At 39.8% G+C, this 24,244-nt stretch carries 22 protein-coding genes; 4 read left to right on the top strand and 18 right to left on the bottom strand.

Annotated elements, in window-relative coordinates:
- Position 1: 1 nt before the first annotated feature.
- Genes FY557_RS01780 through FY557_RS01770 form a run of 3 tightly spaced genes read right to left on the bottom strand, consistent with a single transcriptional unit; the run spans position 2 to position 1,935 of the window.
- Positions 2-691, bottom strand: a complete 690-nt coding sequence (locus tag FY557_RS01780; protein WP_185151627.1) for an endonuclease/exonuclease/phosphatase family protein — start codon at positions 689-691, stop codon at positions 2-4.
- Positions 688-1,149, bottom strand: coding sequence for a hypothetical protein (locus FY557_RS01775; protein ID WP_185151626.1), 462 nt, complete (start codon positions 1,147-1,149; stop codon positions 688-690). Before FY557_RS01775 ends, FY557_RS01780 begins: the two co-directional genes overlap by 4 nt.
- Positions 1,150-1,158: 9 nt before the next feature.
- Positions 1,159-1,935: a hypothetical protein gene (locus FY557_RS01770; protein ID WP_149245571.1), complete on the bottom strand. Its 777-nt coding sequence runs from the start codon at positions 1,933-1,935 to the stop codon at positions 1,159-1,161.
- 326 nt (positions 1,936-2,261) lie between these two features.
- On the opposite strand from FY557_RS01770, the gene FY557_RS01765 reads away from it, so the two are divergent.
- Positions 2,262-3,266 (top strand): LLM class flavin-dependent oxidoreductase, encoded by a 1,005-nt coding sequence (locus FY557_RS01765; RefSeq protein WP_149245570.1) that lies wholly within the window; start codon positions 2,262-2,264, stop codon positions 3,264-3,266.
- Positions 3,267-3,335: 69 nt separating this feature from the next.
- Positions 3,336-4,457: a 3,4-dihydroxy-2-butanone-4-phosphate synthase gene (ribB, locus tag FY557_RS01760; RefSeq protein WP_149245569.1), complete on the top strand. Its 1,122-nt coding sequence runs from the start codon at positions 3,336-3,338 to the stop codon at positions 4,455-4,457.
- A 113-nt stretch (positions 4,458-4,570) separates the two neighbouring features.
- Here the strand turns inward: ribB and fmt are convergent, their stop codons facing one another.
- From fmt to folK, 5 genes are all read right to left on the bottom strand, one after another.
- Positions 4,571-5,518 carry a methionyl-tRNA formyltransferase gene (gene fmt / locus FY557_RS01755; RefSeq protein WP_149245568.1) on the bottom strand — a complete coding sequence of 316 codons (948 nt, stop codon included), beginning with the start codon at positions 5,516-5,518 and terminating at the stop codon, positions 4,571-4,573.
- Positions 5,519-5,579: 61 nt separating this feature from the next.
- Positions 5,580-7,481: an ATP-dependent DNA helicase RecQ gene (locus tag FY557_RS01750; RefSeq protein WP_149245567.1), complete on the bottom strand. Its 1,902-nt coding sequence runs from the start codon at positions 7,479-7,481 to the stop codon at positions 5,580-5,582.
- Between the two features lie 76 nt (positions 7,482-7,557).
- The gene (locus tag FY557_RS01745) at positions 7,558-9,009 is read right to left on the bottom strand and encodes an OmpA family protein (protein ID WP_149245566.1); all 1,452 of its coding nucleotides are present in this window, start codon (positions 9,007-9,009) and stop codon (positions 7,558-7,560) included.
- A 35-nt stretch (positions 9,010-9,044) separates the two neighbouring features.
- On the bottom strand, positions 9,045-10,163 hold the full coding sequence (locus FY557_RS01740; protein ID WP_149245565.1) for an outer membrane beta-barrel protein: 1,119 nt from the start codon (positions 10,161-10,163) through the stop codon (positions 9,045-9,047).
- A 22-nt stretch (positions 10,164-10,185) separates the two neighbouring features.
- The gene (gene folK / locus FY557_RS01735; protein ID WP_149245564.1) at positions 10,186-10,602 is read right to left on the bottom strand and encodes a 2-amino-4-hydroxy-6-hydroxymethyldihydropteridine diphosphokinase; all 417 of its coding nucleotides are present in this window, start codon (positions 10,600-10,602) and stop codon (positions 10,186-10,188) included.
- Between the two features lie 19 nt (positions 10,603-10,621).
- On the opposite strand from folK, the gene sppA reads away from it, so the two are divergent.
- Positions 10,622-12,379, top strand: a complete 1,758-nt coding sequence (gene sppA, locus FY557_RS01730) for a signal peptide peptidase SppA (protein WP_149245563.1) — start codon at positions 10,622-10,624, stop codon at positions 12,377-12,379.
- 76 nt (positions 12,380-12,455) lie between these two features.
- On the opposite strand, the gene FY557_RS01725 is transcribed toward sppA, so the two are convergent.
- The 6 genes from FY557_RS01725 to lnt form a co-directional block, all read right to left on the bottom strand.
- Positions 12,456-12,719 (bottom strand): GlsB/YeaQ/YmgE family stress response membrane protein, encoded by a 264-nt coding sequence (locus FY557_RS01725; protein WP_149245562.1) that lies wholly within the window; start codon positions 12,717-12,719, stop codon positions 12,456-12,458.
- Positions 12,720-12,785: 66 nt separating this feature from the next.
- Positions 12,786-13,739 carry a signal recognition particle-docking protein FtsY gene (gene ftsY, locus FY557_RS01720; RefSeq protein ID WP_149245561.1) on the bottom strand — a complete coding sequence of 318 codons (954 nt, stop codon included), beginning with the start codon at positions 13,737-13,739 and terminating at the stop codon, positions 12,786-12,788.
- Between the two features lie 150 nt (positions 13,740-13,889).
- Positions 13,890-14,042, bottom strand: coding sequence for a DUF4295 domain-containing protein (locus tag FY557_RS01715; protein ID WP_002976755.1), 153 nt, complete (start codon positions 14,040-14,042; stop codon positions 13,890-13,892).
- 20 nt (positions 14,043-14,062) lie between these two features.
- The gene (gene rpmG / locus FY557_RS01710) at positions 14,063-14,245 is read right to left on the bottom strand and encodes a 50S ribosomal protein L33 (protein WP_027379950.1); all 183 of its coding nucleotides are present in this window, start codon (positions 14,243-14,245) and stop codon (positions 14,063-14,065) included.
- A 3-nt stretch (positions 14,246-14,248) separates the two neighbouring features.
- Positions 14,249-14,491 carry a 50S ribosomal protein L28 gene (rpmB, locus tag FY557_RS01705; RefSeq protein WP_002976757.1) on the bottom strand — a complete coding sequence of 81 codons (243 nt, stop codon included), beginning with the start codon at positions 14,489-14,491 and terminating at the stop codon, positions 14,249-14,251.
- A 212-nt stretch (positions 14,492-14,703) separates the two neighbouring features.
- Positions 14,704-16,338 carry an apolipoprotein N-acyltransferase gene (gene lnt, locus FY557_RS01700; RefSeq protein WP_149245560.1) on the bottom strand — a complete coding sequence of 545 codons (1,635 nt, stop codon included), beginning with the start codon at positions 16,336-16,338 and terminating at the stop codon, positions 14,704-14,706.
- Positions 16,339-16,393: 55 nt separating this feature from the next.
- Here lnt and FY557_RS01695 point away from each other — a divergent pair, with 55 nt between their 5' ends.
- A complete protein-coding gene (locus FY557_RS01695; RefSeq protein ID WP_149245559.1) occupies positions 16,394-16,816 on the top strand; it encodes a VanZ family protein in 423 nt (140 codons plus the stop codon).
- Positions 16,817-17,157: 341 nt separating this feature from the next.
- Here FY557_RS01695 and FY557_RS01690 read toward each other — a convergent pair whose 3' ends face one another.
- From FY557_RS01690 to FY557_RS01675, 4 genes are read right to left on the bottom strand one after another with little or no spacing between them, the layout of a single operon-like run.
- Complete coding sequence (locus tag FY557_RS01690; RefSeq protein WP_185151625.1) at positions 17,158-18,306, bottom strand: cytochrome c peroxidase; 1,149 nt, start codon at positions 18,304-18,306, stop codon at positions 17,158-17,160.
- Positions 18,307-18,310: 4 nt separating this feature from the next.
- Entirely contained in the window at positions 18,311-19,843 is a 1,533-nt protein-coding gene (locus FY557_RS01685) for a DUF6850 family outer membrane beta-barrel protein (protein ID WP_149245558.1), read from the bottom strand.
- Between the two features lie 28 nt (positions 19,844-19,871).
- Positions 19,872-21,098: a DUF4876 domain-containing protein gene (locus tag FY557_RS01680; RefSeq protein WP_149245557.1), complete on the bottom strand. Its 1,227-nt coding sequence runs from the start codon at positions 21,096-21,098 to the stop codon at positions 19,872-19,874.
- 20 nt (positions 21,099-21,118) lie between these two features.
- On the bottom strand, positions 21,119-23,875 hold the full coding sequence (locus tag FY557_RS01675; RefSeq protein ID WP_149245556.1) for a TonB-dependent receptor plug domain-containing protein: 2,757 nt from the start codon (positions 23,873-23,875) through the stop codon (positions 21,119-21,121).
- Positions 23,876-24,244: the final 369 nt, after the last annotated feature.

Below are 24,244 nucleotides of genomic sequence, written 5' to 3'. Positions count from 1 at the left end.
TTTATTTAAATGATATAAAAATTCCCTGATGATCGCTGATCATGTTTTTCTCTGCAAAAACTCCTGTTTCAATCGTAAGATTGGCGAAATTTTCAGGAATCACAATGTGATCAATATTCTGCTCGATTTCCGAACTGATATTCGTCAAGCTTAAATCCCGGAAAAGATCTTTCAGAGATTCCGTTATTTCGGAACTGATCGATAATCTTTCTTCACCTGTTTTAAAGGAAGTATTAAAATCACCGATTATAAAAAGATTGGGATTTTGAGCATGAATTCGTCTGCAATCCGAGATGGTATTCCGCAATTCGTTATCCGCAAAAGGCTGGCGCTTGAACCAGGTTCCGATGATGGTGCAGTAAAAAACAATATTTCCTAAGGCCGTTTCAAACTCGAGGCCCAGGTTGGTTTTATCATCCGTCACCGGATATTTTTTTGAGCAGGGCGTTTTAGAATACAGAATCGTCCGGTAAGCTTTTTCCCCATTCAGATATTCTGTGTAGTTGAGGTTTTCATACACCGTGTTTTCCGGGATAGGCGAGCAGGGATATTTATAGGGAAACCAGTCAAGATCCAGATCAACGACTTCGGTTAGAATAAGGAAATCGAAATCAAACCGGTTTAGGATTTCTGCGGATTTCTGGGGTTTCTTTTTCCTGGCCCAGTCGATGTTTAAGGTGGCGATTTTCAACCGGGATGTTTTAGGTCTGAAATTAATTTTCTTCGGTTGTTGTCGTAAAACGTAACAGCTCGTGCTTCATTTCTTAAAAAAGTTTCTTCATTTTCCAATTCATTAAACCTTGCTTTGTCGGTTTTATCAAAATCAACGAATTCAAAATGGTTTTCATCCAGCACGGTAAAATCAACAAGTTTTAAATATTCAGAAACGGATTTTTTATCAAGCATAATTTTTCCGCTGCCAGCCCAGTGCCGGTCCTGTCCGTTTTTCTTTACGCCCGAAACCCAATATTCTTCACCGGTTTCAATATCGAAATGATTTCCCGAAGTGCCCGGAACTTTAAGTTTTTTCAACGCTTTATTGTTAAAATACACCGTTTGTCCGGATCTTGAAAACTCCACAGACCCGATCCAGGCCGGACCGCTGTGATTACGGAATTTGTTTTCAATGTACATTACTTTTGGTTTCATATTTTCTGGTTAATAATATTTAAATTGAAAATGCTGGGTACATCTGAGGTAAAAGGTATTAATGATTAAATGATTGATTTTATCAACAAATTCATTAAGCTTCCTTATTCTCTCAATTTTCTCTTGAGCGGTTAAAGCTTTGTCAGTTTTCACTTCATCTTCAATTCTTTGTCTTAAAGATTGGATATAAAGCTTTTTTTGTTTTAAAATATCATACTGATCTGTAAAATTATCTTGATCTGAATTAATATAAATAGAATACTCGGCCTCTGCCGGAAGGCGGGATTCCTGATGCCCAAAATAGGTTCCTCCCTGAGAAAGATAGCTGAATATGGAATTTATATTTAGGTAAACGTCCGTAAGTATTCTTCTCTGCTCCGACTTTTCTGCTCCTGTATTTCTTTGTTTTAAAAAGTGCGTATACAAAAGACAGTAAGTATCCTGGCCAGCTTCACTTCCAAAACCTTTTCCGTACATAGGATATAGAATGTCAGGACTTTGGATTACTTCATCGAAAAATTCAGGATGAGCATCAATTATTTTATTGAATTCTTTTTTATCGAATTTTCTTTCGATACCGTTTCCTGTTTTTATAATCACAGTATTTGAATTGGTATAATATTTTAAATGTATAGTATCTGAAGCCTGAACTTTTTCAATTTCAGCAATTTGTGCAAAAACATTTCCCTCAATTGTGGAATCTCTTTCAGAATTTATCTGATGATTTTCTTTTTGTCCACAACTAAAAATCACAAAAAGAGATAGGGCGGAAATACTATTTTTCACAGTTTGTTTTATTTAAGTAAATATACGGAGCAAATGTATAGATTAAATCAAATAGGTAAATTCTACACTATTTGTTTCCGGTTAGTTTAAATAAAAGAAGATATGAATTTTAAAGACTGTCATCAGGTATTTCTACAGAATAAATTTCTGGTATCCAGCCTCTCTCTTCCAGCCTTTTAACTTCATTTCTAGTTTAAGTTAATCTTAAGTCTATTTCCCAATAGCTTTTCCCTTTCCATAATCATCAATCCTATCAATTACAAAAAGTAACTAATGAATTTTATTAGCCTTATCTTTGTTCAGTTTTTGGAACTAAAATAAAATTTATGAAAAATTTCGAAATATCAGTATTGGATCTTGCGCCGGTAAAACAGGGGAAAACGGTTCATGATACATTTCAGGACAGCCTGTCTCTGGCCAACCATGCTGAAAGTTTAGATTATAAAAGGTTCTGGCTTGCCGAACATCACAATATGGAAAGCATTGCCAGTTCGGCAACTTCGGTTCTGATCGGTTTCATTGCCAACGGAACAAAGAAAATAAGAGTCGGATCGGGAGGGATTATGCTTCCGAATCACAGCTCACTGGTTATTGCAGAACAGTTCGGAACCTTGGAATCCCTTTTCCCGGGAAGAATTGATCTTGGTTTGGGAAGGGCGCCCGGAACGGATGGTCTTACGGCTCAGGCATTAGGTAGAAATCCGGCGATTATCAATGAACAGTTTCCAAGACAGATCCTGGAGCTGCAGAAATATTTCTCCAAAGAAAATTCAACGGCACTGGTCCGGGCCATTCCCGGAGAAGGACTGGATATTCCTTTGTACATTCTCGGGTCGAGTACCGACAGTGCTTTTTTGGCTGCCGAATTAGGTCTTCCATATGCTTTTGCCGGGCATTTTGCACCTGAGCAGATGGAAATGGCATTTAATATTTACAGGGAACATTTTGAACCGTCAAATTATCTGAATCAGCCTTACATTATTGCCTGTGTAAACGGGGTAGCCGCAGAAACATCCGGAGAAGCGCACAAAATTTCCACGACTTTATTCCAGGCGTTTATCAATATCATCCGTAATGACAGAAAGCCGTTTGCCCCGCCGGTAGACAATATGGATGACATCTGGTCGCCGATGGAGAGGTCGATGGTGTTGCAGAAGCTTAAGTATACTTTTATCGGGGATCAGTCTGAAATCGAGGACCAGCTGAAAAAGTTTCAGGAAAGGTTTCAGGTGGATGAGCTGATGATCAATTCCCATATCTACGATCATCAGAAAAGGCTGTCATCTTATCATATTTTCAGAAAAGCAAAAAACGCCGTATTTGGCGAATAATAAAGAGTTTATATTAATTGGAAGATGCCTGTTTTTATAAGTATCTTTGTGAAAATTTAAAAAGTAAAAATGTCTGATATTAAGTTAAATACTATTCCCGAGGCCATCGAAGACCTTAAAAATGGTAAAATAATCATAGTAGTAGATGATGAGGACAGAGAAAACGAAGGTGATTTTCTTTGTGCTGCCGAACTGACGACTCCGGAAATTATCAATTTCATGGCGCTTCACGGAAGAGGGCTGATCTGTATGCCGCTTCCTGAAAAAAGATGTGACGAGCTGGGCCTTGAAGTGATGGTAAGCCGAAGCAGCGATCCGAAGGAAACGGCTTTTACCGTTTCAGTTGATTTACTGGGCAACGGAACCTCTACCGGAATTTCAGCAGCCGACCGGGCGAAAACCATTCTTGCTTTGATGGATGAAAATTCCAAGCCGACCGATTTTATGAGACCTGGACATATCTTTCCGCTCCGAGCAAGAAAAGGAGGGGTTCTGAAAAGAGCAGGCCATACAGAGGCAGCCATCGATTTAACCTGTCTGGCAGGTCTTAAAGAAGGAGGGGTGATCTGTGAAATCATGAATGAAGACGGATCCATGTCACGTTTGCCGGAACTGTATGCTTTTGCGCAGAAACATGATATGAAAATCGTTTCCATCGAAGACCTGATTCATTATCAGCTTAAGAAAGGAAACCTGATTGACAGACTTGAAGAAAGAAAAGTGAAAACCGCTTACGGTGATTTCGATTTCTACGCTTTTCGGGAAACTTCCAATGATCAGATCCATTTTGCTTTGACAAAAGGAAGCTGGACGGTAAATGAACCCGTGTTGGTAAGGGTACAGTCGTCCGATTCGTATTTTGATGTACTGACGAGATTGAACAACGGTGAAAAACCCTTGCTGGAAAAAGTAACCGGTATGGTAAATGAAGCAGGGAAAGGAGCCATTATTTTTATCAATAATGTTTCAAATTCTGAAAATACGCTGAAAAAATTACAACAGTTCATAAACTATCAGGACGGACAGCAGCAGCATCCAACCCTGGCGTTCAATTACAGGGATTACGGAATAGGAACGCAGATCCTGAAAAATTTAGGAATCAATAAATTTAAAGTCATCACCCAGAATCCGAGCATCAAGCCTCAGGTTGGAGGATATGATGTTGAGGTGACGGAAATGGTACAGCTTTAAGGTGAATGGTGAATCCGCATTGCCTGTCAATTTTCCATTAGTTTAAAAATTGACCCATCATTTGCAAAGTAAAATTCACAATTGACTTATAAATAAAAATGGCTTGATTTTCATCAAGCCATTTTTATTTGTTCAAAGCTCCTGAATCCGTTCAGGAAATCTCTGGTATTCATTCTTTTTTTTCCTTCCAATTGCAATTCTTCAGGAAAATAAATCCCGTCTGCGGTATAGATTTTAAATTCATTTTTTGAAATGTCCAGGCTTCCGGCTGGTTTTTCATGTACTGAAATTTCAAATCTGCCGCCGAAAATTTTCAGTCCTTTTTCGTCCTCTCCGATTTTTAAGGTGGTAAAAGCAGCCGGATAGGGCGACATTCCCAGAATAAACTGATGGATTTCCTTTGAACTTTTGCTCCAGTTGATTCTGGTATCTTCCTTAAAGATTTTAAAGGCATTTTTCGGATGTTCCACATGTGGCTGTGGTTTTTCGACGATTGCGTTTTCTGCAAGTCCGTCAAGGGTTTTCACCACCAGTTTAGCACCCATTTCCATTAATCGGTCATGAAGGCTTCCCGCATTTTCATCAGGCAAAATCTTTAATTCCTCCTGCAACAGAATATTTCCTTCATCAATTTTTTCATTGATAAAGAAAGTCGTAGCGCCTGATTTTTCTTCACCGTTGATAATTGCATAATTGATTGGGGCTGCCCCTCTATAGTCGGGAAGGAGGGATGCGTGAAGGTTGAAGGTTCCCATTTTAGGCATTTCAAACAATACTTTCGGCATCATCCGGAAAGCAACCACTACGAAAACATCAGCATCCAGCTTTCTCAGTTCTTCCAGAAATTCGGAATTTCTCAGTTTTTCAGGCTGAAAAACCGGAAGGTTGTTTTCTGCGGCAAAAATTTTTACCGGCGACTGGTTGATTTTCTGTCCGCGTCCGCTCGCTTTGTCTGCAACCGTTACAACGCCTACGACTTCGTGGTGAGACTGGTGAATGGCTTCCAGAGAAGTTTTCGCAAACTCCGGTGTCCCTAAAAATACGACTTTCAATGATTTCATGCTGCAAAGATAAACCCTTTAGAAAAAGATTAAAAATTTATTATTAACGATTATTCATTACTTATGTAATAGCGTAAGTCCTGAAATTAAGCATCTTTATTTTCCCGGTATCCAGAAGGAAAATCAGGTTTTCGAGAATATTTTCTTTTGAATGATAGCTCAGCTGGATGGAAAGTTCTTCAATGGTCGCCGGTCTTTTAACCAACAGATTGAGAATCTGATTAGAAATATTTTTTCCGAAAATCGACTGCTTGTTTTTTTCGCATACTGAACACTGGCCACAGTTCTTTGCATTTTTCTCACCAAAATAACTCAGGATCAGTTTCATTTTGCAGTATTGGCTGTCTTCCAGGAAAAACTTCATTTCTTCCCACTTTTGGATCTTGTTTTTCTGGATATGTTCGAAAAGTTTCCAGTAAATGGAATTGTTTAACCGCTCGTCCCTCGGTTTTAAAAATTTGATGCTGGATAATGCCCCATCGATATATTCCACATAACCTTTCTGCTGAAGTTCTTTCAGCCTCTCTTTAATGAGTTCCACACTTACTCCGATTTTGCCGCTAACCTGCTGTTCACTGAACATTACTTTATGAGTGGTTACTCCTGAAATAGTGCGGAGCATCAATTCCAGGAAGTAGGCATCTTTTTTCGGAATCTGGTCGATTTCATCCGCTTCCATCAGGAGCTGCAAAGAGGAGAGGCTTTTATGATCATTAAAATAAATAATTTCCTGATTGTGCAGAAAGCCCAGGACGTTCCTGATTTTTGCATTTGACAGCCGGGTAAAATTCTGGATCCCGTTGAGGTTTAGCGGGAAAACTTTTTCCGGTAGTTCAAATTCAGCCACCTGGAAAACAGAGTAGAGGTAAGTAACAATTTTCAGGAATTCCGCTTTATTGGGAATCTGGTTTTTCAGGATCTGGTCGAAATTGACAATTTCCTGTTTATTCCACAACAGGAAGGCAAAACTCTCTTTGCCGTCTCTTCCTGATCTCCCGATTTCCTGATAATAGTTTTCAATCGAGGGAGCAGGAGAGTAGTGGATAACGAAACGTACATTGTCTTTATCGATTCCCATTCCAAAAGCATTGGTAGAAATCAGGACATGATTATCGCTGGTGTTCCAGATATGCTGCCGGGCATTTTTTTCTTTTGTGGATAAGCCTGCGTGAAAAAAATCAACATGGGTTAACTGATTTTTACGCAGGAATTCACTCAGCTGCTCAGCTTCTCTTCTGGTTCTCACGTAAACAATTCCGGATTCATGGATGAATTTTAAAATATCATAAACCTTCTGGAATTTATCTGAAATTTCTTCTGTGAAAATTTTAATATTATCTCTTTTGAAGCTTTTCTGAAAAACCTTTGGATCTTTTAATCCCAGCTTCAGTTTTATTTCGTCAAGTACTTTCGGGGTAGCCGTGGCCGTCAACGCCAGACAGTGGATTTCAGGATTATTCTTCCTGAATTCTTTTATGTTCTGATAGCTGGGACGGAAATCCTGTCCCCATTCCGAAATACAGTGCGCTTCATCTACGGCAATAAATGATAAGGTAATTTCCTCGATATGCTGGAGAAACTGTTTATTGGTAATCCGTTCCGGAGAAACGTACAGTATTTTTGTTAACCCTTCCTTACAGCGGTCATAAATGGCTTCTGCATCATATTCATCTAATTCTGACGATAGATACTCGGCTTCAATTCCCCGGGATTTTAACTGGCCAACCTGGTCTTTCATCAGGGCCAGCAATGGTGAAATAACAAGACAGGTCCCTTCCCTGAGCAGGGCGGGCAGTTGATAACACAAAGATTTTCCGGCACCTGTCGGCAGCAGGACAAGTGTATCTTTTTCATTGATTACCGAATCAATGATGGCTTCCTGGGCATCACGGAAATGATCGTAGCCCCAAAAATGCCTTAACGTCTTAAATTTTAACTCCTGAAAATCTTGATGGGAAATCATTGATAAAAATAGTAAAAGTAATATAATAAAAAAAGCCACGCATTGCATGGCTTTTTATAATTTAATAATAAAATTATTATTTAGCTTCAAAGTAAACTCTTCTGTTTGCTCTGTTTTTCCATTCAGGACATTTAGTAGCAGGGTCACATTCAGGGTATTTAAGGTCTTTTTTACCTCTACCGATTGCGTCAAGTTTACCGGACTGAACTCCGTTTTTAATTAAATAATCTTTAACGTTGTTTGCTCTTCTTTCAGATAATCTTTGGTTGTAAGCTTCAGAAGCTCTTGTATCGGTCGCACCGATTACAGTATAAGTACCGTTTGAAGAGTTGATATAGTTAACAGCGTTGTTAAGGATCGGAGTGTTAGATGGTAAAATTCTGTCTGAATTCAAATCAAACTCAATTCCTTCCAGTTTTGTTTCTTTTTCATCTACCAATCCTACAGGAGTAGTAGGACATCCCTGATTTTCAACAGGTCCCGGAACCGTTACACATTTGTCGTAAAGGTCGATTACACCGTCAAGGTCAGTATCTAAAGCTACACCAGCACCGTCAACTCTTGCACCTGCAGGAGTATCAAGCTGTCTGTCCCAATCGTCGCAAACTCCGTCGTTATCAAGATCTCCTTTCTTACAAACTTCGATATCCTGGTTTTTGTTAGCCAATACATCAAGTTTGTAATAGATTTCCTGAAGTGGGTCATGCCACATTAAGTGAGATTCGTGCTTTCCAAGTTTCAAGGAAATACCTAAGGTTGCGTTTACAAAGTTATCGGAAACCTGCTCTTCACGTTGGTTGATGGCACTGTATTTAGCACCTCCGCCGTCGAATTCATCATCACCGGTTACTACATACATTACTCTACCCTCGATATCAAGTCTTCTGTTTACTTTGAATTTAAGACCGGCACCTGCCTGAGCAAACATAGATCCCAATTCAAATGGCTTTACTTCAGTTACCATTCTCTGTCCCATTTCATCTTTCTGGTACGCTCTGTAAGATAAAACTCCCACACCCGCATATCCGTGAAGTGCCCATCTGAAAGGTGAATGGTTATCCACTCTTCTTAAAAGGTTTGAAAAGTTGATGTCTCCCAATAAAGAAATCGCATCATACTGTGTTCTTGCTCCTACCTGTTGTGTTACTGATGCATTTGCAGGGGCAGCGTCTTTCGTATTGAAAAAACCTTGTCTGGTTTCACCTCTGTCATACTGTAAATTAAGACCGAAAGCGTGGGTAATTGCTTTATCGATACTTACATAAGCAGAATATCCGAAAAGATTGTTACCGTTACCGTTTTTTATCGATGTTAAATCGGCAGATTGCATCAATGGTACACCGGCACCAATCGAAATTGCCCAATCGTTAAATCTTTTTGATTTATTCGTAAACGGGGAAACGTTCGCAGAACCCGAAGAAAAGGTATTCGGATATTGTCCTGATGATGACACTGCAGTTGAGTCTTGTGCAAAAGCAACTGTAGGAACAGTTAAAGCCAATGCAACAATTGCTAAACTTAATTTCATAGTGTATTTTTTATTTAGTTAATTAAATGATTTAGTTATTTTGTTGTGCTGGTAGGGCAACCTTGGTTTTCTACCGGTCCCGGAACGGTTACACACTTATCGTATAAGTCGATCACACCATCCAGGTCCATATCCAATGCAACTCCCGCGCCATCTACTCTTGCACCTGCAGGAGTATCGAGCTGTCTGTCCCAATCGTCACATACTCCGTCGTTGTCTAAGTCACCTTTTTCACACACGACAAGCTCCATACTTTGGTTCTCCAGAACATTGGTTTTGTAGTAAGCTTCCTGAAGCGGATCATGCCAAGCCAGATGGGTTTCGTGTTTCCCCAGCTTGAAAGAAATTCCCAGGTTCACTGTCCAGGCATTATCAGATCTTCCTTTGCTGATCATATTATACTTTGATACTTTTGAAGAAGGATCATAATCTGCGGGACCTGCGTATCCTCCACCATCAAACTCGTCATCACCACTCATGATGTACATGGTTCTGGCTTCGATGTCGATCAGTTTGGAAACATTGTACTTCACTCCCGCACCAAATTGGTAATAAAAAGAGTTGATTGCCAGTTTCTGTTCGATAAACAACGGAATTCTTTTAGGATCGTTGCTCCATCTGAATTCATTGTTGTCATGCAGAGACGTCTTGAAGTCCATAAATCCAGCACCTGCATAACCGTGTAATGCCCATCTGTATGGAGAATGGTTGTCGACTCTTCTTAAAAGATTCGAGAAGTTGATGTCCCCCATTAAGGCAATCTGATTATACTTGGTATTTGCTGTTGCAACTCCGGCTGCGACACCGGCAGCACCTTCCAACTGAGCCTTCTGATTGGTTTCACCTCTCTGATAGATAAGGCTTAATCCAAAAACGTGCGTAATCTGTTTGTCTAAACTTACATACGAATTGTACCCCCAATTGATCTTTTTATCATAGATGGATTTAAGGTCGGAATGCACCATAAAGGCAGCACCACCCCCCACTGATACAGACCAGTCGTTGAATCTTTTGGCTTTGTTGTTAAAAGGTTGAACATTGGCAGAACCTGATGAGAATGTATTTGGATACTTGTCATTTGAAGTAACAGCTATACTATCCTGTGCATACGTAGCAATAGGCAATGTGGCCAATAATAATAAACCTAATTTCATACAATATGTTTTATGTTTTATGTCAGATAAAATCTTTTAATAATATTCTGGAAAATTCTCTTTCAGAAATATGCTTCTCATGAGGGATTTCCAATCTTTCCGAGCTAAATTTTAAACCGTTGAAGGTAACGATATCTATGTCGATTAATCTATCTGTATATCCGCCTGATACCTTAGAATCGTTTACCCTTCCCATCTCCGTTTCAATGCTCTTGATGTGTTCAAGGAGCCGAACGGGCGAAAGACCTGTAAATATTATCAATGCAATATTACAAAAAATATTGGAACTGGCAAATTCTACGGGCTCAGATGTTAAAAATTCACTAATTTTTAATATTTGATTTCCGCCTTCCTCCAGTTTTCTTATTGCGGTTTCCAGATTTTTTTTTCGGTCTCCGAGGTTACTGCCCAGTAACAAAACGACTCTATGCTGCGACATATTGAAAAATGATTGTTATATGAAAAGTTTTTTTAAAAATGTACTGGCAAATATAGTGGCTATAGTCATCTTATGTGTCGTGTTTTTCTTCTTTTTTATCATAATGCTTGTGTTCAGTGCGATGGGAAGTGAGAAATCCGTAATGGTAAAGAAGAATTCTGTTCTGACCATTAATTTAAAAACCAATATTCTGGACAGCCCAACAGAAGAAAAGAAAGGCATATTTGAGATCAGCGACCAGAATAAAAATGTCCTGATTTATGATGCGATTGAGGCAATCACCAAAGCGAAGACTGACGATAACATCAAAGGGATCAGCATCGAGGCTGATTTTCTGAATGCAGGAATTACCCAGATTGATGATCTCAGGAACGCAATCCAGGATTTTAAAAAAAGCGGGAAGTTTGTTTATGCTTACGGCAATGCCGTTTCTCAGGCTGCCTATTATTTAGGTTCTGTAGCAGACCAGTATTATCTGAATCCGGCAGGAATGATCGAGCTGAAAGGGCTGGCTACCGAAGTGGCCTTTTACAAAGATTTTGCAGACAAATACGGAATCGGGATTGAAGTGATCCGCCATGGGAAATTCAAATCTGCAGTAGAACCTTTTTTAAGAAATGATATTTCTCCTGAAAATAAGGAACAGCTGAGTACGCTGCTGAACGATATCTGGAAAAATACTTCTTTAAGAATAGCTGCTTCCAGAAAAATCGATACGGCACAGTTCAGAACGGTGGTGGACAGTCTGTATGGGATGATTCCGGATCTTGGACTTAAATATAAGCTGGCCGATAAATTAATTCAGAAAACAGAATATGATCGGATCATCCGTTCAAAATTAAATTTGAAAGAAGATGATAAATTAAATAAGATTTCTTTAGGAAAATATGTTGCTTCATATTCCGATGATGAGAAATCCGGTGACCGGGTCGCGGTTTTATATGCTTCCGGGTCCATTAACGGCGGCGATGATTATAATGATATTCATTCGGAAAAATATATTAAATACATCAAAGACCTTCAGGAAAATGATAAAGTGAAAGCTGTTGTTTTCAGGATCAATTCCCCGGGGGGAAGTGCCAACGCTTCCGATGAGATTTTGTTTGAGCTGCAGCAGCTTAAGAAGAAAAAGCCGCTCGTTGTTTCTTTCGGAGATTATGCCGCTTCCGGAGGCTATTATATTGCGATGGCCGCTGATAAAATTTATTCGGAGCCGAATACCCTTACGGGATCAATAGGCGTTTTCGGAGTGATTCCTTACTTTAAGGATATCGCGAATAAAAACGGGATTCGCTCAGACATTGTTTCAACGAATGCCAATTCACAGTATTATTCTTCATTAAACGGGGTGACACCTTACGGAGTGAATATGATCACCAGAAGTGTAGAAGGAACCTACAAAAGATTCGTACACTTCGTAACACAGAACAGGAAGAAGAGCTTTGAGCAGATCGACAATGTGGGTGGCGGAAGAGTTTGGAGCGGAACCAGAGCAAAGCAGATCGGCCTGGTGGATGAACTGGGAACTTTGAATGATGCCATAAAATTTGCTGCTCAAAAAGCCGGACTTAAATCGTACAATGTGGCTTCTTATCCGAAAAGAATGACCCCATTTGAGCAAATATTCAAAGATCTTAACGAAGATGATATTTCTGCAAGGGTTGTACAAAACAAAATCGGAAAAGCCAACTATGAACTTTTGCAGCAAATTGTGGAAGAAAGAAAGCTACAGTCTGAAGTGAAAATGGAAATGCCTTACCAGATTAAAATTAACTAAACTAAATTATATTATATTATATAAAAACGGCGGATTTGAATTTCAAATCCGCCGTTTTAATTTTTTATTCTACAGGTTAAGCTCTTCTGGTAGTAAGCATCCCGTAAATCCACAGAACAATCAAAGCGCCCCCGATTGCCAGGATCCAGCTTCTGAAGTTCCAGAAAGAATCTACGTCTCCCCAGTGTAGTAAGTAAACCCCTATCGATCCTCCGATAAAGGCTCCTATAATTCCTAGAATCATTGTGATAAGCATTCCACCGCCCTGTTTTCCAGGCATGATCGCTTTAGCAATTGCTCCGGCCAGTAGTCCGAAAATAATCCATGTTATAAATCCCATAGCTGCATTTTTTAATGTTAATATTTAATTTGGTTTATTATTGATGTTGGGAAAACATGATAGACATCATCTCTTCTTGAAAAATGAATCTACAAACTCTGTACCATTAAATAATTGCAGGTCCTGCATCTTTTCTCCGACGCCGATATACTTCACCGGGATTTGGAATTGGTCTGAGATGCCGATAACCACACCTCCTTTTGCTGTTCCGTCAAGTTTTGTTACGGCTAAGGCATTCACTTCCGTAGCGGCTGTAAACTGTTTGGCCTGCTCAAATGCATTCTGGCCGGTAGAACCGTCAAGAACCAGCAGGATTTCATGAGGGGCATCAGGAATCACCTTCTGCATAACCCTTTTGATTTTTGAAAGCTCATTCATCAGGTTGATTTTATTATGAAGCCTTCCGGCAGTATCAATAATGACAATATCGGCATTTTGTGCTACAGCACTCTGTACCGTGTCAAAAGCAACGGAAGCCGGATCAGAGCCCATTTCCTGTTTTACGATCGGTACGCCCACTCTCTCGCTCCAGATAACCAACTGGTCAACGGCTGCCGCTCTGAAAGTGTCGGCGGCTCCAAGGACCACCTTTTTTCCTTCCGTGGTAAACTGATGGGCCAGCTTTCCGATGGTGGTGGTTTTTCCCACACCATTTACCCCAACGACCATGATGACGTAAGGTTTTTTGGAAGCATCGATATTTCCTGTTCCGGCGTGCGGGTTTTCAAGCAGCAATCCCGAAATTTCCTCCCGGAGGATTTTATCCAGTTCGTTTACACCCACGTATTTGTCACGGGCAACACGTTCTTCAATTCGTTCGATGATTTTGATGGTGGTAGAGGCACCGACGTCGGAGGCAATAAGTATTTCTTCCAGATTATCCAGTACTTCATCGTCTACTTTGCTTTTACCGACTACGGCTTTCGTCATTTTTTCAAAGAAACCCTGGCTGGACTTTTCCAATCCTTTATCTAACGTTTCTTTTTCTTCTTTTTTAAAAATATTTTTAAACCAACTCATCTTATGAATTACGGAATTTAATTAATAATGGAAGCTAAATAATAGAGACTTGAACCCCTGGCCTTGGGCTTCCAGCTAGATTAAAGCAAAGATAACAAAAAAACTACCCAAAAGCTGAGTAGTTTTTTTATATTGTAAATAAAGCGGAGATTATTTTTTCAAATAACCGTCTACTTCGTCTGCATTCATTACTTTTTCTTCGAAAACGTAAGCTCCTGATTTAGAAGACTTCACCATTTTCACCACTTTAGTCATTTTTTTAGACTGTCCGCTCTGTAGGGTTGCTACTACTTTCTTTGCCATGGTAAATTATATTTTATAAATTACTTGATTTCTTTGTGTACGGTTACCTTTTTAAGAACAGGATTGTACTTTTTCAATTCCAATCTTTCTGTCGTGTTCTTTTTATTTTTTGTAGAAATGTATCTTGACATTCCTGGCATACCACTTTCTTTGTGCTCTGTACATTCAAGGATTACTTGAACTCTGTTTCCTTTTTTTGCCATGATTTAGTTCTTTTTAATCAATCCGTTTCTAGTCGCTCTTTCAATAGCTTCCTCGATTCCAATCTTGTTAATCACTCTCAATCCATGAGCTGATACTTTCAGTGTTACGTGCTTATCCTGCTCCGGAAGGTAAAATTTCTTCTCTAATAAGTTAATTTCAAAACGACGCTTCGTTTTGTTATTAGCGTGAGAAACGTTGTTACCAACCATTGCACGCTTTCCTGTTATTTGGCAAATTCTTGACATATCTCGATGTTCTTATTTGTACTATAATATTTGAGAGTGCAAAATAACGAAGAATTTTTCAGATAGGCAAATCTTTTACAAAATTATTTATAAATAACTTACCGTTCATCACTCTGATTTTAATATCCTCCCGGCTGTTGGAGATGCTGAGTTTAAGAATGATAAAGTCCTCAGGTGCAGATTCCTTCTTTGCAATACTTTAAGATTTAAGATTAAGATTTCTTTGTTTTTTCCTGGAACCATTTAATTAAAAAATAAAACAGCAGAAATCCGAAGGCGAAAATGGAAAACCTGGAAAGAAGATCACCGGCTTTTGTGTAAAAAGTCATCCCTTCATAGAGGTTTACTTTGGCATACAATGCAGTTTTATCGCCGTAAAAAGTATCTTCTATAATTTCTCCCTTTGCGTCAATATGGGCAGAAATTCCACTGTTGGCAGCACGGGCAATTTCCCTTCTTGTTTCTATGGCTCTCAGCCTGGCGTAGGATAAAAGCTGTTTATGACCTTCCGTAACCCCCCACCATGAATCATTGGTCATAATCGCCAGGAAATTGGCTCCTTTATTTACATACTCCCCTGTAAATTCACCGTAAATACTCTCATAGCAGATAATAGGAGCGATTTTTCCTTTATTGAACGGATTTGAAAATGCAGTCCTTTCTTCATCGGTTCCCAAAGAAGCTACGGTACCCCCTAAGTTGATCATTGCATTACCCAAAAGCGGTTTCAGATAACTCATATACGGGAATATTTCAACTCCCGGAACCAGCTTTCCCTTATGGTAAACTTCCACTTTCTGATTCGGGATCACTTGAATGGCCGAATTAAAACGTTCTACCCAAAGCCCCGGATTGATCTGATAAGCTTCCTTCGGCAGGTTGTTTTCCGAAGTATAGAAATGATGGGAAGAGATTCCCGTTGTGAAGACCGAACCCGGATGTTTTGAAAGAAATCCTTTCACATTGTTGATGATTATACTTTTTTCAAAAGCGGTTTCCGAAATGGACCCGTTCCCCGGAAGTGCGGTTTCAGGAGCAATGTAATAATCTATTTTACCTTTCGAATTTTTTTCGGCAAGGCTAAGCAGATCGTTCTCGATCGTCAGGCTGTCCTGCGAATATTTTTCAGCATAAGGATCGAGGTCCGGCTGAAGCATTAAAATATTTACGCTGCCGATGGGTTTTTCATCAAAGCTGTTGTATTTTACTGCCGAAATGATCATCGGAAAGATAATTAACACGGCTACGATGGAGATGTTTTTAATTAAATCTTTTCTCTTTCTTCCCGCCTGCCAGATTCTTACCGTATAGAAGATCAGGACATTCGTCAGCAGGATCCAGAAACTTCCGCCGGTAGCGCCCAGGGTATCGTACCATTGAATCAGCTTAGGATAATCCGAAAAAACGTTCCCCAGGTTAAGCCATGGCCAGGTAAGTTCCCAGCCCAGGTGGAATTTTTCAAAACTCATCCAGATGGCAATCAGGAAGGCTAATCCCCAATAGGTTCCCTGTGCATTTTTATACCAGTGGTAGCATTGGAAAACCAGGGCATACAAAAATGAATTGACGAGCACCGGAAATAAAACTGCCATCATCGAGTGGCTTCCGTCAGGATTTTTGGAACCGTACAGCCAGCCTGTCGTTACGGCATTCCATATCACAAAGCATAAATAGGATAGTCCGAAAACCACCCAGCTTTTTCTGCTGTAATCAGAAAATTTGGACACGCCGTGTTCCATCATCAGGAGAGGAACCAGAGCAAAAAATATAAAAAACGGGACCCCGTAGGTAGGCCAGGAAATGGATAGCAGCATCGCCGAAATGAGCGTAAGCAAAACGTATTTCATGAATTTGTTTTAGTATACAAATTTAATGTTTTTGAAATGAATACATTTGTAAACGATGTTAAAGAAATTGTATAAAATTATTATTTTCCCTTATACTTTGTTCCTGCTGTATCTGATGTTCTTCGGAATGGGCCGGAAGCAGATGGATGATAATCTTCTGACCATGGCACCTATCGTATCGACGATCAACTTTATAGAAGGTTGTGTTTCCTGGAAGGATGCTTTCAGGATTGTTGTAGGAAATATTGTCATGTTCATGCCTTTCGGTTTCTTAGGGTGGCTGTTTCCAGGACTTAGTCACTTTAAAAGCCTGCTGTCTGCTTTCGTTTCCGCTATTACTATCGTGGAAGCGCTTCAATATTTTTCTAGGATGGGAATTTTTGAAGTGGATGATATTATCCTGAATACCTTTGGGGTCTTTTTAGGATTTTTAATTAAAAAAAATATTGAAAAGAAGTTTGAACGTTTTGTGAAATGATAGAATGCCGGAATTTTTGAATGAAATCTTTTGCAGATTATACACATTTTCACGGATGATCATGCTGAAACTTTTGTGAGTGACACAGATCCTGATATAATTATTATGGACACGAATTCATTCAGGAGAAGATGTGTGTACTTATGAATGGTCCGTCGAGCCTTTTGACTTCATCAAAACTTCGGTCTCATTTGCAAAAAGATTCCTAATGTTTTGCGGTTTGATCAGCTCATATTTTAAAACGATTTAAAAAGAAGGCCTATATTTCCGGCATCTTAAATTGCTGTTTCATGCTGGCCTTTTTGCTGAATAATTTTACAATGAATATTGAATTTTTTATTTTATTCCACCGGAAATTCAGGCCTTCTCATTTTATATTTTGTCCCGGAAAGAGCTTCCAGAAAAGAAACCAATGCTTTTTTTTCTTCTTTTGTTAATTGTAAAGGTTTCAGCAGAGGGTCAGTGGAAGGATAGAGCGGATCCTGCTTTTTCTTTTCGTCGGAAGGATCGTTCATATGCATGCCGCTGTTATAAATATTTACAACACCTTCCAGATCATTGAACAGTCCGTTATGCATCCATGGCCGGGTAAGCAGAAGGTCTCTTAACTGAGGCGTTTTGAATTTTCCCACATCTTCTTTATTTCCCGTAACCTGGTATAGGCCCAGATCCTCGTATTTCCTTTTGTAATAGGTTAATCCAATATTATGAAAAGACTCATCGGTAAGGTATTGCCCGCTATGGCAGTTCATACAGCGGGCCTTGGTCCTGAAGATATGCATGCCGTAAATTTCTTCGTCTGAAAGTGCATCGTATCGGCCTTCCAAAAATCTGTCGAAACGGCTGGGCTGGCTTCTCACTGTTTTCTGGAAATCGGCGAGTGCCTTTACAATTTTTTCATAACTTACGGTCTCGTTACCATACGCATTTTTAAAAAGCTGCCGATAACCCTTCACTGCCTGAATCTTTGAAGGCAGAGCTGTTACATCCATTGCCATTTCGTGATGGGTACCGAGCGGACCGGCTGCCTGCTCTTCAAGTGTTTTTGCCCTCCCGTCCCAGAAAAATGATTTTCTTGTTTCGATATTGAATAATGACATGGTATTTCTGGCACCCAAAAGGTGATTATTTCCTAGTGCCACGCGTCTCGAATCCGACCATCCCATCTCAGGATCATGGCAGGAGCTGCACGAAATCTGGTTGGATTTTGAAAGCTTAGGGTCGAAGAACAGCATTTTGCCCAGAATGACAGTCGGCTTTTCCTGTTCTCTGAAGTAAGCGGAGTCTCTCCTGATAGGGGCGAACTCTTTCCATTTTACGCCATAGTCGATCTGAGGTTTCGGCCATTCTGCAAGAGCTTTCTTATAGCTTTTTACAATATCTTCAAGGCTGGGATCCGGAATTTCTATTAAATCCTGGTTCACTTTCGGCACAAAGCTCAGCATGATACATAGAAAAACACCACTCAGCCAATATATTCCTTTTTTCATCTTTTTAAAATGTTATCCCTATGCTTGCGCTGATGAAATTGTTGTTTTTTTTCTGTATTTTCTGAAGCTGATACTGTGTGCTTACAAAAAATGAGGGTAATTTCTTTAATGCAAAATCATACCGGAGCGAAGTTCCCAATAAGATCATATCGCTGGTCTGAAAAGTATAATCCTGCAATACCCAATCGTCCACTGCACCATTTCCCGTAGCAACCAATGCATTAACCGATTTATTTACACTTCTCTTAGAAAAACAGGGCTGAAGGGTAAGGGTCTGATTTTCTTTAACCTGTTGTTTGTAATCTATAGTTACCCCGATATAAGAATAGGTGAATTTCTGCCCTGCATCAGGATACAGTCTTCTTTCCTTGATCTCTTCGTATCCGAAAAAAGGAATAGCTGAAACGGAAAAATCGCCACCGGTGTACTGATAAAAACCTTTTACGCCGGCAGTATAATTTTCTTTCCGGTAACTTGTTCTTTTAAAAATCTGCGTTAGGCTGGCGGTATTCAGCGAATATCCGTATTCTGAACCCATTTTTACAGACGAAAAAAAGTTAGCTGAAATACCCGCCCTGTGTTTTTCTCTCAGATTGAAAAATTTAGCCCCTTCCAATTCGAGCGTTTCGTTTTTTAATTCGGAAAGATCATTGAATACATTGGATGAGGCACTGTTGATGTAAGCTTTAATATTGTTTGAGGTTCCTGCAGCAGCAGAGACATAAAAATCTTTTCCGCCGTTACCTAAAATCTGCAGGCCTCCTTTGTAAGCAAATTCCTCATAAGTTGAATTGGGATAAGTGCCGCCGTTAAAGAGGTAATTGGATGCCCCAAGGCCTGTCATCTGATATGTATACGCCCGTCCTAATGCACTTTGAAAGGTGATGGAACTGTTTTGGGTGTATTTACTGAATTCTCCAAAAATTCCCACTTCGTATTTTTTGAAAATATTATAATTGATACCGGCTCTGATGCGTAAATCCGAAGTTGTACTTTTCAATCGGGGATCTCTTGTTCTATAACCCATCTGGGCCAGGTAACTGATTTCTCCTGCAACCGACCAATGGTTTATTTTTTGAAGATATCCTCCTGCAAAATGGTAACGTTCGGTTTTTAAATGACCTCCTACAGAATCTGCTGCGATATAGGGGGAAATGCGTTCATAATCCAGTGTTTCGTTCCATTTTACCTGATCTGTTTTGAGATTCTGATAGCCTGCTTTGCCCCAGACATAGCGGTTGGGCTTTAGTTTCTGAAAAGATCCTGCTTCTACCGTTAAGCCTCTGTCTCCGTTTCCCAGCTGTTGGCGATATACTTTTTTGTGATCATGACGATATCCGATTCCGAACTCTGAAAACGAATAATCACTATGATTTGCCATAGAAGCGGGGTTGTTATATAAAGTGCCTTTAAAGTTCCTTTCTGTATCATATTGATTGGCTATCGTCTTGAAGAGGCTGAGGCTGTCCTGGGCTCTCACAGAGAATGAACCCAGGATGATCAGCAGTAGAAGGGCAGATGTTTTTATATTCAGCATAATTATTTATAAGATCAGTAGTAATCCCTTAATGTGAAATGCCGTTTTTTAAACTTGGTTCGGCATCTTTCACGAAATCGTTCGAAGAATTGTTTGTATCAGTATAAAGATTCTTGTTTTCGGCCATTTTCCCTGAGACTTTACGTCTTACGGACTTTCCATACCGGGTAGCATCGTTATCCACGGTTCCTGCCGACGCCCATCCTGCATCAATCCCCGGAGCGGTGAGGGTATGGACAAATTTAGTTGGAATGCTGTTGTTCTGGCCGTCGATAATCCAGAAATTGGGGATTGCATAAGCGCTTTTGGATGTTATCGTTCCTGCGCTGTTCTGATAAGTATAATTGTACTTGTTGTTCTGGAGAAAGGTAGTTTCATTTTCCCCAGTCGGAAAGCGTGCGATAACATAGCTTTCAAAACCTCTGTTGTGCAGAAAGAACATATTGTAAGCCATTTGGGTATAAATGATTTTTGCATTGGGAACAGAAGGGTTGTCTACCTGTCCCAGGGACGGGTTGATAGAAGGGAATTCAAAATCAGCATTGTGCAGGTCGTAAGCCGTGCTTGTATTTTCTTTATGATTGATGGCATTATCGGCAATCACGATAAAATCTCCCGGCTGTACAGGATATTGCTGTCCGGATCCTGGCAGCACCATTACCCCTTTTACAGGAAAGTTCTGATTGATATTATACGGCGTAGGATTCTTATCATCGGTGGTAAGAAATTCGGACTGGCCGATGATCAATCCGTCGGCATATAAGGTTTTCGAAGTATTGTTGGTAATCTTAAAGTAACGGCTCGAATTGTAATTTTTGTTATCTGTAGTCTTTACTCCTGTAAAGAAAACTTCTTCAATAATAAAATCTTCACGGAACGTCTTGAGGTATAAAGGGATATTCAGGTTAGTAGCCAGTGTGGTAATGTCTGTTGATCCCAGGCCTGCAGCAGAAACGGTTTCCATCTGTGTTGTTATCACCTGGCCGTTTACCGTTATTTTGTATGATCCGAAAGGGACTTCAATGGATATGGAATTTAATTTCTGCGAGGTTCTGGTAATAGCCGCTCCTGTATTTACTTCTTTAAGTTCTATATTCAGACTATCGTAGGAAGAAATATTCTCCCCGGAAAAGGATAAAGTTAAAACCCCGTTTTGTGAAGCCTGCACCCCAAAATCATCATCCGAGCATGATGTTACGGTGAACGTTGTTGCCATCATGGCTGCAAGGCCTATCATTAAAACTCTTTTTTTCATATTATTTTCTTCTTTTATATTTAAAAATTATAATTCAGTTCCATTCCGAAATACGGGGTATTCATCCGTTTTCTGTATACCGTGACGTTATTGAAGGTGTAAGGCGCACTGTAATTAAAAAGCCTGTTGACAAACATTGAAGCTCTTAGTGTCTTATAAATACTCTTGGTAACTTTGATATTTCCAGTCAGGGTAAAAGTGTATAATGTAGCAAGATTGTCTGATGTGGAGACATTCCTCACCAACCATTGTTTGTAAAGATCGGTCCGGTCTGCGTTCGTAAAAGGATGTACTATTCCGTCTGTTCCATAATAGGAGATTGGCTCGGCAATCCTCAGGTCATTCCTTCTATGATCAAACAGGCTGCCCTGCAGGGAGGCAGAAACAATAAGGTCGAGGCTGGGTAGATAAGTGTCGATCAGTAAATTATAATTTATATTAGAATACACATAACCGAGATCGTTGCTGTAAATTCCGTAATAAGGATAAGGTTCCGTGCCAATGGAGGCTGTAGGCTTTTCAATGACAGGGACAGAATTTCTGTACTGGGTTTTAAAATAGGCTCCCGTAAGGGTAAACCTTGTGTTGATGGCTTTGATCCTCGGAGATGAATAACCGAATTCGATCCCCTGTTTTAACGTCGCGCTCCCGTTCTCGGTAACTGGATAAGCTGTAAAATTATTTTTTACAGTATATGGAACGTTTGTAAGGTCCGGACCTTCCGCCGTCCACTGGGTAAGGTCAACCTGTGAAGCATCGTACTGTTTATAGGTATGGACTACGGAATGAAGCATTTCACGGAAGCCATTTGTCATGTCCTCCTTAAAGTAGGTAATGAAAAGGTTGTGATTCCGGTAGCCTACATCCAGACGGATCTCCCTTTTTATGCTTTTTGCCGCTTCGATCTCTTTGTTTTCTCTGGACTGTACATAAGTCATGAAGTTTACATAGCGGTATTGTGCATCGTTATGATAGTAATTCAGCTGTGTATAATCCCAGTATTGTTTATTAGGATAAAGCATCAGTAAAGTCGGCTGTTTATAAAACATCCCGTAGCCTAACGTTACCTCTGTTTTCACGGGGTAATTATTGATCATCAGATGCGGCAGGCTATACTGGAAATTTACCCGGGGTTCCGTGAAAACTTTTTTACTGATGGTATATAAAGGGTCAATTCCCATATTTTGTGAAAGCCTTACCCCTGCATATAAAGTAAATGTATGCTGGCGGATAGCGTAGCTCATCTGATTTCCTGCAAACGCTGCCAGTAAATTTGAAGCGGGAATATCATTGAAAGATCTCGGTCTTACAATTCCTGATGATGCGGATGGCGGGGTTGTCATATCATAGATAAGCCCGGCTCCGTTATTTTTAGAATACCGCCAGTCCAGTCCGGCCTCGTAATTATTAACAATTCCTGCCGTTTTCTTTGTACCGTTCAGACGGAAAAGTGCTGTGATATCCAAAGGTTTCCCCTCGGTAGAAAAATCGGTCACATACCGCAGAACCGGGAAAAATCCAACATTTTCACCTTGTTCATAAGCCAATGAAAAAGACCTAGGTCCGGATAACTGGATCAGCTTTGTCTGCCGGATCGTCTCAAATCCTGCCCGGATGGAAGTGTTAAGGGTAACCTTGCTGAAAAATGAATTTTTGTCCAGATAATAAGTAAAGTTATTGGCAAAACTTATTTTCCTGTTATTCGCTTCATATTGGTCGGTATCGGCATTTCCATTGTCGGGGTCATATTTTTTCCTGTCGATATTGGTGGAAAAATCAATATTTGATCTCCAATCCAGCGTTTTTAACCAGAGGCGAAATATTTTTTTTGATCGGAGTGATGCAGTTATTCTCTGGTAATTTTCAAAATCGTCGGTAGGCGTTGCTTTGGAGTCTAAGAAATCGGCACTGGCACTGATCTGCCACTTTTCATTTATTTTAAAACCTTTGCCTACATAATACTGCTTGCTGAAGCCGTCAGTCTTAAACCTTGCCTGAAGGGGAGTCTGCCCGATTTTCCGTTCGATTTTTATCAATCCTGAAGTAAGGTCTCCGTAGGAAGCAGAAGGAATTCCGCGGATGACCTCTACTTTTTCAATATCATTCGTAGATATTGTTCTCATATCAATCCCCGAAAAAGCGGTTTCCCTGGACCTTAAGGCATAGTTGAACTGTGAGTTGTCAACGGAAAGCTGCATATCTGCATTTGAGTTGATAATATTGTCATCAATCATGAACTGAACGCCCAGCGATGACGTCTTATATTTGGAATCTGAAAAATTATTAGGATTTTCGCGGATAAAAGGCCTGTTCACCGAGCTTAAATCAGGGGTTTTAGCCAATCCTCCGGGAATCAGTTCCATCAGGTCTGAAAAGCTTGAAGGCTGCAAATGCTGCATGGCCTGCCTGTCGATAACAGATTTTGTAGTAAGGCCTTTACTTTCTCTGGAAAATACCACCACTTCTTCAAGTTTATCCGCAGGTTGAAGATGAAAACTTATATTTTTCTGCAATGATGAGGAAATATCGGTTTCCTTCTCCTGATAATCCGGATGAATAATCTTTACATAATACTTCCCGGATCGTTCCTGAAGGGAAAAAGTTGCATTTCCGTTATTGTCAGTTATTGCAGTAGAGTTCTCTATAATTACAGTTGCTCCTTTAAGCGCTCTGTGATTTTCATCCTGAACATTAATGTTGAGTTGCGGGTTGTTTTCCTGAGCATGCAGCCATGTTGTCCCTCCCAATAATACAGCAACGGATAAATACCTTATCATTTTTTTTGTTCTAAATCCAGCTGCGAAAATATACTTTATTTAGAATAAATAAAAATAAAATGATAAATGTCAGCTGTTAAAAACAAAAAAATATAGTTTTTCAACTGCGGTTATTACAGCGAGAACGGAGGAATATCTGATTGTCAACGATGAATTCAGAAAAGGGTGATTAATTGGAAAAGTATGCCTGAATCAAAATTAATTGTAGAATTTTCATATCTGGCAGTATATGAATCTGTATGGGAAAGGTGGATTATATAAATGTTAGATCAACATTCAAATACCTGATCATTTCAGAAGTAAATACAAAAGCTAAAGTTTATATTCAGGCAGTTTTACCAACTTGTATTTTACAGTAGGGAATAAATA

The sequence above is a fragment of the Chryseobacterium sp. SN22 genome (assembly GCF_008329705.1).
Taxonomy (GTDB): Bacteria; Bacteroidota; Bacteroidia; order Flavobacteriales; family Weeksellaceae; genus Chryseobacterium.
This window is presented reverse-complemented; position numbering and strand designations above follow the sequence as displayed.

What these genes read in the sequence shown, in the direction of transcription:
- FY557_RS01775 (WP_185151626.1), bottom strand. Translation starts at nt 1,149, where the DNA reads ATGAAACCAAAAGTAATGTACATTGAAAACAAATTCCGTAATCACAGC.
- FY557_RS01680 (WP_149245557.1), bottom strand. Translation starts at nt 21,098, where the DNA reads ATGAAAAAAAGAGTTTTAATGATAGGCCTTGCAGCCATGATGGCAACA.
- FY557_RS01765 (WP_149245570.1), top strand. Translation starts at nt 2,262, where the DNA reads ATGAAAAATTTCGAAATATCAGTATTGGATCTTGCGCCGGTAAAACAG.
- FY557_RS01750 (WP_149245567.1), bottom strand. Translation starts at nt 7,481, where the DNA reads ATGATTTCCCATCAAGATTTTCAGGAGTTAAAATTTAAGACGTTAAGG.
- fmt (WP_149245568.1), bottom strand. Translation starts at nt 5,518, where the DNA reads ATGAAATCATTGAAAGTCGTATTTTTAGGGACACCGGAGTTTGCGAAA.
- FY557_RS01745 (WP_149245566.1), bottom strand. Translation starts at nt 9,009, where the DNA reads ATGAAATTAAGTTTAGCAATTGTTGCATTGGCTTTAACTGTTCCTACA.
- FY557_RS01715 (WP_002976755.1), bottom strand. Translation starts at nt 14,042, where the DNA reads ATGGCAAAGAAAGTAGTAGCAACCCTACAGAGCGGACAGTCTAAAAAA.
- folK (WP_149245564.1), bottom strand. Translation starts at nt 10,602, where the DNA reads ATGTCGCAGCATAGAGTCGTTTTGTTACTGGGCAGTAACCTCGGAGAC.
- sppA (WP_149245563.1), top strand. Translation starts at nt 10,622, where the DNA reads ATGAAAAGTTTTTTTAAAAATGTACTGGCAAATATAGTGGCTATAGTC.
- FY557_RS01690 (WP_185151625.1), bottom strand. Translation starts at nt 18,306, where the DNA reads ATGAAAAAAGGAATATATTGGCTGAGTGGTGTTTTTCTATGTATCATG.
- FY557_RS01740 (WP_149245565.1), bottom strand. Translation starts at nt 10,163, where the DNA reads ATGAAATTAGGTTTATTATTATTGGCCACATTGCCTATTGCTACGTAT.
- ftsY (WP_149245561.1), bottom strand. Translation starts at nt 13,739, where the DNA reads ATGAGTTGGTTTAAAAATATTTTTAAAAAAGAAGAAAAAGAAACGTTA.
- ribB (WP_149245569.1), top strand. Translation starts at nt 3,336, where the DNA reads ATGTCTGATATTAAGTTAAATACTATTCCCGAGGCCATCGAAGACCTT.
- FY557_RS01725 (WP_149245562.1), bottom strand. Translation starts at nt 12,719, where the DNA reads ATGGGATTTATAACATGGATTATTTTCGGACTACTGGCCGGAGCAATT.
- FY557_RS01695 (WP_149245559.1), top strand. Translation starts at nt 16,394, where the DNA reads ATGTTAAAGAAATTGTATAAAATTATTATTTTCCCTTATACTTTGTTC.
- rpmB (WP_002976757.1), bottom strand. Translation starts at nt 14,491, where the DNA reads ATGTCAAGAATTTGCCAAATAACAGGAAAGCGTGCAATGGTTGGTAAC.
- rpmG (WP_027379950.1), bottom strand. Translation starts at nt 14,245, where the DNA reads ATGGCAAAAAAAGGAAACAGAGTTCAAGTAATCCTTGAATGTACAGAG.
- FY557_RS01685 (WP_149245558.1), bottom strand. Translation starts at nt 19,843, where the DNA reads ATGCTGAATATAAAAACATCTGCCCTTCTACTGCTGATCATCCTGGGT.
- lnt (WP_149245560.1), bottom strand. Translation starts at nt 16,338, where the DNA reads ATGAAATACGTTTTGCTTACGCTCATTTCGGCGATGCTGCTATCCATT.
- FY557_RS01675 (WP_149245556.1), bottom strand. Translation starts at nt 23,875, where the DNA reads ATGATAAGGTATTTATCCGTTGCTGTATTATTGGGAGGGACAACATGG.